At 61.0% G+C, this 7779-nt stretch carries 7 protein-coding genes and 2 pseudogenes; 4 read left to right on the top strand and 5 right to left on the bottom strand.

Features of this window, described 5'->3' with window-relative positions; all coding sequences use genetic code 11:
- Positions 1-199 precede the first annotated feature (199 nt).
- Positions 200-2056, top strand: a pseudogene (locus tag GIV35_RS26890) (peptidase U32 family protein); the annotation flags it as partial.
- On the opposite strand, the gene GIV35_RS26885 reads toward GIV35_RS26890, so the two are convergent.
- A complete protein-coding gene (locus tag GIV35_RS26885) occupies positions 2034-2936 on the bottom strand; it encodes a DMT family transporter (RefSeq protein WP_202691705.1) in 903 nt (300 codons plus the stop codon). The pseudogene GIV35_RS26890 and the gene GIV35_RS26885 overlap by 23 nt on opposite strands.
- A 108-nt stretch (positions 2937-3044) precedes the next feature.
- On the opposite strand from GIV35_RS26885, the gene GIV35_RS26880 reads away from it, so the two are divergent.
- Positions 3045-3485: an Lrp/AsnC family transcriptional regulator gene (locus GIV35_RS26880; protein ID WP_032875274.1), complete on the top strand. Its 441-nt coding sequence runs from the start codon at positions 3045-3047 to the stop codon at positions 3483-3485.
- A gap of 35 nt (positions 3486-3520) precedes the next feature.
- Here the strand turns inward: GIV35_RS26880 and GIV35_RS26875 are convergent.
- Positions 3521-4696 (bottom strand): annotated as a pseudogene (locus tag GIV35_RS26875) (pyridoxal phosphate-dependent aminotransferase); the annotation flags it as partial.
- Positions 4697-4888: 192 nt separating this feature from the next.
- Between GIV35_RS26875 and GIV35_RS26870 the strand changes: the two are divergent.
- Complete coding sequence (locus GIV35_RS26870; RefSeq protein ID WP_200649476.1) at positions 4889-6235, top strand: cation:proton antiporter; 1347 nt, start codon at positions 4889-4891, stop codon at positions 6233-6235.
- Between the two features lie 55 nt (positions 6236-6290).
- Positions 6291-6638, top strand: a complete 348-nt coding sequence (locus GIV35_RS26865) for a helix-turn-helix domain-containing protein (protein ID WP_054899059.1) — start codon at positions 6291-6293, stop codon at positions 6636-6638.
- Here the strand turns inward: GIV35_RS26865 and GIV35_RS27300 are convergent.
- From GIV35_RS27300 to GIV35_RS26855, 3 genes are all read right to left on the bottom strand, one after another.
- Positions 6629-6763 carry a hypothetical protein gene (locus GIV35_RS27300; RefSeq protein ID WP_014718417.1) on the bottom strand — a complete coding sequence of 45 codons (135 nt, stop codon included), beginning with the start codon at positions 6761-6763 and terminating at the stop codon, positions 6629-6631. The two genes, GIV35_RS26865 and GIV35_RS27300, sit on opposite strands and share 10 nt — an antisense overlap.
- An 11-nt stretch (positions 6764-6774) precedes the next feature.
- Positions 6775-6987 carry a hypothetical protein gene (locus tag GIV35_RS26860; protein ID WP_096144667.1) on the bottom strand — a complete coding sequence of 71 codons (213 nt, stop codon included), beginning with the start codon at positions 6985-6987 and terminating at the stop codon, positions 6775-6777.
- An 85-nt stretch (positions 6988-7072) separates the two neighbouring features.
- Entirely contained in the window at positions 7073-7618 is a 546-nt protein-coding gene (locus tag GIV35_RS26855) for a hypothetical protein (RefSeq protein WP_057975968.1), read from the bottom strand.
- Positions 7619-7779 lie beyond the last annotated feature (161 nt).

Genomic DNA, 7779 nt, shown 5'->3' with positions numbered 1-7779 from the left:
ATGTACACAACAGGATCAAAGGGGTGCTGAGCTATGAAGCAAGAGCGTAATGAAGAATGCAATCAAAGTGCCGATGAAAAGAGTGCAGAAGAATGATGTTACACAAAGATCTTTTTTTTTTTTTTTTTAAAAGAAAAAGACGACATAAGATATATATGAGACGGTCTCGTGGGCTGGGAGTTTTATAAAAGAGACAGCCCATAATGCGTGTAACGAGGTGAGCGATATCGCTCAACTGGTGGAATTCGCCCGCCGTTACCACGCCCGCGTCTTCACCACCATCAACACCATCCTGCATGACAACGAGCTGGAACCTGCGCGCAAGCTGATCCATCAGCTCTACGATGCCGGTGTGGATGCGTTGATCGTGCAAGACCTGGGCGTGATGGAGCTGGATATTCCGCCGATCGAGCTGCACGCCAGTACCCAGACCGACATCCGCACCCTGGGCCGGGCCAGGTTTCTCGACCAGGCCGGTTTCTCGCAGTTGGTACTGGCCCGCGAGTTGAACCTGCAAGAGATCCGCGCCATTGCCGACGAGACCGATGCCGCCATCGAGTTCTTTATCCACGGCGCCCTGTGTGTCGCGTTCTCCGGGCAGTGCAATATCTCCCACGCGCAAAATGGCCGCAGCGCCAACCGTGGCGACTGCTCCCAGGCCTGCCGCCTGCCCTACACCCTGAAAGATGACCAAGGCCGCGTGGTGGCCTTTGAAAAGCACCTGCTGTCGATGAAAGACAACAACCAGAGCGCCAACCTGCGCGCCCTGGTCGAAGCGGGCGTGCGTTCGTTCAAGATCGAAGGCCGCTACAAGGACATGGGTTATGTGAAGAACATCACCGCCTACTACCGCCAGCGCCTCGACGAGATCCTCGAAGACCGCCCGGACCTGGCCCGCGCCTCCAGCGGCCGTACCGCGCATTTCTTCCTGCCCGACCCGGAAAAAACCTTCCACCGTGGCAGCACCGATTACTTTGTCAGCGACCGCAAGATCGACATCGGTGCCTTTGACACCCCGACCTTTACCGGCCTGCCCGTGGGCACCGTGGAAAAAGCCGGCAAGCGCGACTTGCAGGTGGTCACCCATGAGCCACTGTCCAACGGCGACGGCCTCAATGTGCTGATCAAGCGTGAAGTGGTGGGTTTTCGCGCCAATATCGCCGAGCCCAAGGGTGAGTTCGAGGAAGACGGTGAGAAGCGCTACCGCTACCGCGTCGAGCCCAACGAAATGCCCGCCGGCTTGCACCAGCTGCGCCCGCATCACCCGCTCAATCGCAACCTGGACCACAACTGGCAACAGGCCCTACTCAAGACCTCGGCCGAGCGCCGTATCGGTTTGTCATGGGTCGCGAGCCTGCGTGAAGAGCAGCTGCAAATCACCGCGACCAGCGAGGAAGGCATCAGCGCCAGTGTCACCCTGCCCGGCCCGTTTGGCGTGGCCAACAAGCCGGAACAGGCGCTGGACACCCTGCGCGACCTGCTCGGCCAGCTCGGCACCACCGAGTACCACGCCACCCGTATCGAACTGGATGCGCCGCAGGCGTTCTTCATCCCCAACTCGCAGCTCAAGGCGTTACGCCGTGAAGTGATCGAAGCACTGACCGCCGCACGCGTCGCCGCACATCCGCGGGGTGGGCGCAAGGCTGAAACTTCGCCGCCGCCGGTGTATCCCGAGGCGCACTTGTCGTTCCTGGCCAACGTCTACAACCAGAAGGCCCGGGACTTCTACCACCGTCACGGCGTGAAGCTGATCGACGCGGCCTTCGAAGCCCACGAAGAAACCGGCGAAGTGCCGGTGATGATCACCAAGCACTGCCTGCGTTTCTCGTTCAACCTGTGCCCTAAACAGGCCAAGGGTGTGACCGGCGTGAAGACCAAGGTCGCGCCGATGCAGTTGATTCATGGCGATGAGGTATTGACCCTCAAATTCGACTGCAAGCCGTGCGAGATGCATGTGGTGGGCAAGATCAAGGGGCATATCCTCGGGCTGCCGCAGCCGGGCAGCGCCGTGGAGCATTTCAACCCGGAAAACCTCATCTATCAGGGCACGCACTGACCTGACGGGCGCGGGGCCACCACCAGCCCCGCTGCAACCCGGCAGCCGCCAGCAGAATCGCCGCTACACCCAGCCATTGCAGCCACCCCAGGCGATGCCCGAAGGCGATCCAGTCCACCAGGATCGCCGCAATCGGGTAGATGAACGACAACGCGCCCGTCATCGCCGTGGGCAGCTTCTGAATGGCCCCGTACAGCAACACATACATCAAACCGGTATGCACCACGCCCAATGTTGCCAGCGCCGCCCAGGCAGTGGTCGACACGGGCAAGCTATGCCAGGGTACCAGGGGCGCCAGCAATATGGCGCCGGTGGTCACTTGGATCAACGCCATCAGATGCGGCGGTACGTCCTTCAGGCGTTTGATGATCAGCGCGGCCACCGCGTACAGAAATGCCGCTCCCAGGGCCAAGGCGATGCCGGCAAGATAATTCCCGCCTCCCGACTGTTCACCATGGGCGGTGACAATCGCCAACATGCCCAGGAACGCCACACTTAGCCACGCCATTTTTTGCAGGGTGATCTTCTCACCGAGAAACACCGCCGCCAGCATCACCAGTATGAACGGCTGCACGTTGTACACCGCCGTGCTGATCGCAATGGACGCGCGGGAATAGGACTCGAACAGCAGCAGCCAGTTACCGACGATCGCCACGCCGCTGAGCACCGCCAGCCCCAGCTTGGCCCAGTTGAGCAGATCCAGGCGCAAATAACCCAGCAATGCGCACACCAGCAACAGCGTCAGAGCCCCGATCACGCAGCGCCAGAACACCACCTCGATCACCGACACGCCAGACACCAGCACAAACCAGCCAATGCTGCCCGAGATCAGCATGGCGGCGACCATTTCCCACGACCCGCGACGGATGGATGAATCCATGATTGAGGCTCCTCAAGTGAGGCTCCAGTATGGCAATCTGTTGGCGACGGCTACAGCGACTAAAAAAGGCAAAAGCCCGAAATCACCTTTTCTTATTAGGCACAGACCATGATCGACACCATCGACCAGCAACTGATCGCCGCCTTGATGGACGACTCACGCCTGTCCCTCAAGACTCTGGCAGGCATCACCGGGCTGTCGTCACCCAGCGTCAGCGAACGCCTGCGGCGCCTGGAAGAACGCGGCGTGCTGACCCACTACACCGTCGACATCGACCCCAAACACTTCGGTTACCTGCTGCAAGCCATCGTGCGCATTCGCCCCCTGCCCGGCAAATTGCAGGAAGTGGAGCGCCAGATCCAGGCGATCCCCGAGTTCACAGAGTGCGACAAGGTTACCGGGGACGACTGCTTTATCGCACGCCTGCATGTACGCACCATGGAGCACCTCGACACGCTGCTGGACCGGCTGAATACCTATGCCGAAACCAACACCGCTATCGTCAAGAAAACCCCGGTGAAACGGCGTTTGCCGCCGTTGGCTGACTAAATGAGTTGTTCAGGTCATGCCCAGTGCACGGCCCGCTCACTGGTCAGCTTTTCCACAAACCCCACAATCCGCCGACAGGCTTGCGCCAGGCGCTCCTCGCCCAGGGTAAAGGACAGTCGAACGAACCCCTGGGCCGGCTCGCCGAAGGCTGCCGCGTCCAGCACCGACACGCCCGCTTCACGAAACAGGCGCCAAGCAAAATCCAGCGACCCCAGCCCCGTGCCGCGCACATCCACCAGCACAAACATGCCGGCTTGCGGCGCCTGCACCCGGATGCCTGGGCAGGTGCTCAAGGCGGTCACTACCAGGTCACGTCGGCGTCGGTAGGTCTCCCGCATACCTTCAGTGACTTCATCGTGGGCCAACACCGCGGCGGTCGCCGCCTCCATCACAAAGCCGGGCAAGCCGTACATCATGCTCAACAGCAGGGTTTCGGCGTGCTGCACCATTTGCACTGGAGCGATGAGCCAGCCGATACGCCAGCCGGTCATGGCGTGGGACTTGGACAAGCTGCCGATCACAATGCAGCGCTGCGCCATGCCCGGTAACGCCGCGAGGCTGTGGTATTGACCGTCGAACACCAGGCTTTCGTAGACCTCATCCACCACCACCCACAGATCATGGGCGATGGCCAGGTCGGCAATGGCTTGCAGCTCCTGCAGGTCAAGCACCACGCCAGTGGGGTTGTTCGGATTGGAAAAGAATATCGCCCGGGTACGCGGGGTGATCGCGGCGGCGAGCAAGGACGGATTCAGGCGAAAGCCGGCTTCAGCACTGCAGGGCACCCGCACCAGGGTGGCGCCGCTGGCCTTGAGCGTGGCTTCGTAGGTGACATACATCGGGTCGAGCACCAGCACTTCGTCGCCGGCCTGCAACAGGCACAGCGAACTGATGAACAGCGCGTTCTGCGCACCGGGCACGATGATCACGTTGTCGGCGGCCAACGGCCGGGCGAGGGTTCGGCTGTAACGGGCTGCGATCGCCTCGCGCAGTGCCGGGCGACCGGCGATCTCGGTGTAGTGAGAATCTCCCGCGTGCAAGGCATTGACGGCGGCGTCGGTGATAAAGGGCGGCGTGGCGAAATCCGGGTCGCCGACGCTGAGGATGATGACGTCTTCGCCCTGGCTGGCGGCGTCGAACGCGGCGTGGTGGATGTCCCAGGCGGCAACGCCCTGCCCTGCAATGCGCTCAACGAAGGGGGAAAACTTCATGCCAGAGCCTCTGATGAAAGAAGAAAGACGCAGATCCGTAGATGCGCGGGCGACAAAAGGCCAACTTAGTGCATGGCAAACCTTCGTTCAATGGCTAAATAGGGCCTTGTCCCCATGGCAGGCAATCACATTGAACCCCCTTCCGGTCGCCGTTCTCAAAGCTGCATAGACCACGGCCCTGGAACACGCACAATGACTTTCATTCTATGGCTGGCCGTATTGGGCGCCGTACTGCTTACCCTGGCCCTCACCTCCTCATACTTGCGCTGGATGCCGGTCACCACCTCGGCGGTGTGCCTGTTGCTGGGCATTGCCATCGGCCCCCTGGGTGTGGACCTGCTGCACCTGGACATCAAGGGCTCGGCGCGCTGGATGGAGCACCTGACCGAAGTGGCGGTGCTGTTTTCGCTGTTTGTCAGCGGCTTGAAACTGCGCCTGCCGCTCAGGCATCGCACCTGGCGCATCGCCTTTGGGCTGGCCGGCCCGGTCATGCTGTTGACCATCCTCGGCACCGGGCTGTTGCTGCATTACCTGCTTGATCTGTCGTGGGGGGTGTCTCTGCTGGTGGGCGCGATCCTGGCGCCGACCGACCCGGTGCTGGCGGGCCTGGTTCAGGTCAACAATGCTCAGGACTACGACGCGCTGCGCTTCGGTCTGTCCGGCGAAGCGGGGCTGAACGATGGCAGCGCCTTTCCGTTTGTGATCTTCGGCCTGCTGTTCATGCAACACGGCGGCTTCGATGGCGACTGGGTCGGCGGTTGGGTGCTGAAAAACCTGGTATGGGCGGTGCCGGTCGGGCTATTGATCGGCTACTGGATGGGCCGAGGTATCGGCCGTGTGACGTTGCGCCTGCGCCTGATCAATGCCGACAGCACCCTCTCGCCGAATGATTACCTGACACTGGCATTGATCGCCCTTGCCTATGTGACCGCCGAAGCCGTGGGCGGCTATGGCTTCCTGTCGGTATTCGCGGCGGGCCTGGGGTTGCGTCAGGCCGAGGTGAAGTCCACCGGCAACGCCCGGACTCCCGCCGAGCACTTGGCCCAACCGGTGGTGGGCCACCTTGAAATCGAGCCCGAGCAAGCCTTGCATGGTGACGTCAGCCAGTTGAAGGACACCCAGATCGCGGCAGGCGTGATGATGGGCGACATGCTGGCCTTCGGCAGCCTGGTGGAGCGGGCCATGGAGGTATTCCTGGTGACAGTCTTGGGCATCGTGTTGGTCAGCCACTGGGAGTGGGCCGCGTTGGCGGTGGCACCGTTGCTGTTTTGTGTCATTCGCCCCGCCAGTGTATTCGCCATGCCTTGGGGCCGCCTGCTAAACCATCGCCAACGTGGCCTGGTCAGTTGGTTCGGCATCCGTGGGATCGGCAGCATTTACTACCTGTTCTATGCGCTCAACCATGGCCTGGTCGGCACCAGCAGTGCGGTGGCGGTCAACCTGACGTTGTCGGTCATCGCGTTGAGCATCCTGGCCCACGGGTTGAGCACCCAGCCCATGCTGGCGTGGTATGAGCGTCAAGCTGCGCAAAAAAATTGAATCCTGCACCGCGCCGGGGTTTCAAACAGTCAGGACCCACAGTGCGAGTCAACTAATGAAAAACATCGCCCAACGATTGCTTGAGGAACGTCAACGCCTGGGATATTCGCAGCAATACCTGGCGCAGGCAGGCGGCGTGACCACACGCGAGCAACGGCAATATGAACTGGGCGAAGACCTGCCCCATGCCAACTACCTGGCAGCTTTGGCCGAACACGGGGTGGATGTGGTGTATGTAATCACCGGCAAGCGCAGCACGGTGGTTAATATCAGCCGCGATCAGGCGCAGACGCTGATCGATAACCGCGTGGTGGGCCAGGAGGTGTCGCTGGACGGCGGGGCCGAGGAAGACGTCTACTTCAAGCTCAGCAATCCCTCGGGCCCGCCGCCGGATCAGTCCTGATTTTCAGTGTTGCCAACGTCCGCCGCTTCATCCAAGTCGTTCAGCGGCACCTCGGCATCGTCCATCAGCGAACCCGGGTCTTCGTTGCCGGGGTCGTTGAGTTCATCGTCCAGTTCTTTTGACATGTGGGTCTCCTCTAACCGCCTTGGGTATCGATATCGGCATCGGTTTCAGGCTTGTGCTCGCGCTCGGGCCTGAAGTCTGGACTGTAGTCGTTTTCCTTGGCCTTTGGGTCGCTCGCAGGCGTTGGATCCTTGGGCGCATCGGCGGCGGTGCCAGGGGCCGGCTCGCCGCCGTCGATGGCGGGGTCGTTGCGATTGTGGGTCTGGGGATCTTTAGGCTGGGTCATGAGGCACCTCTTTGCAGGCCGGTGAAAAATCTGTACCGCATAGAGCTAAGGCGTCACGCCCACGGCTGAAGTTCCGTCCGCGTGGTCAGCGCAGTGGATTGTCCACTTGGATATAAAACGCATAAATGCCCAACACCAGCCAGAACACCATGAACAACCACGGCGCGCGCATGGAAAACAGCAACGACTTGCGATAGCCCTTGTGGCTCGACTCCATCTCGGAAAACAGTGGCGACTCATCGTAGGCCATGCCCATCACCGGCTCGCTGCGCAGCAATTCGCTTTGCTTGTAGTGCCAGTGGTCGATGATTTCATACGCCGCACGGATACCGGGCCAGGCATTCAGCGAACTGAGAATACCCAGCGAGACCAGGAAGATCGGCACCACCAGCGTGAACAGCTTGCCCCATTCCGGGTTGAGGTTGCCCATGCCGGAGACAAAGGCAATCACCAGGAAGGATTGCGCGGTCAGGTAGGCGTCGGTGCGGTTGGCCAGGATGCTGGTTTCGTACTGGATCTCGCGCCGGTAAAAGTCGAGGCGGTCCTTGGGCGAGCCGAATATCTTGGCGTTGTGTTCGCTGTGGTCGTTCAGGGCCGCTTCCGGAGTGTGGGGGGAGATGATTCTGGACACGACGGTGCTCCACAAGGTGACGAAACTTCTTAGAAGAATCGGGGTTCGGTGAAGTTCAAGTGGGTTGGCGCACCAATCTGAAACACGCCGCGCCCCATTGTGGTGAGCCCCCTCCTGTGGCGAGCGAGCTTGCTCGCGCTGGAGTGCGAAGCGCTCCCGCT

Origin of the sequence: Pseudomonas sp. PA-1-6B (assembly GCF_021609545.1) — a bacterium.
Classification (GTDB): Bacteria; Pseudomonadota; Gammaproteobacteria; order Pseudomonadales; family Pseudomonadaceae; genus Aquipseudomonas; species Aquipseudomonas fluorescens_BV.
This window is presented reverse-complemented; position numbering and strand designations above follow the sequence as displayed.

What these genes read in the sequence shown, in the direction of transcription:
- GIV35_RS26885 (WP_202691705.1), bottom strand. Translation starts at nt 2,936, where the DNA reads ATGGATTCATCCATCCGTCGCGGGTCGTGGGAAATGGTCGCCGCCATG.
- GIV35_RS26880 (WP_032875274.1), top strand. Translation starts at nt 3,045, where the DNA reads ATGATCGACACCATCGACCAGCAACTGATCGCCGCCTTGATGGACGAC.
- GIV35_RS26865 (WP_054899059.1), top strand. Translation starts at nt 6,291, where the DNA reads ATGAAAAACATCGCCCAACGATTGCTTGAGGAACGTCAACGCCTGGGA.
- GIV35_RS26860 (WP_096144667.1), bottom strand. Translation starts at nt 6,987, where the DNA reads ATGACCCAGCCTAAAGATCCCCAGACCCACAATCGCAACGACCCCGCC.
- GIV35_RS26870 (WP_200649476.1), top strand. Translation starts at nt 4,889, where the DNA reads ATGACTTTCATTCTATGGCTGGCCGTATTGGGCGCCGTACTGCTTACC.
- GIV35_RS27300 (WP_014718417.1), bottom strand. Translation starts at nt 6,763, where the DNA reads ATGTCAAAAGAACTGGACGATGAACTCAACGACCCCGGCAACGAAGAC.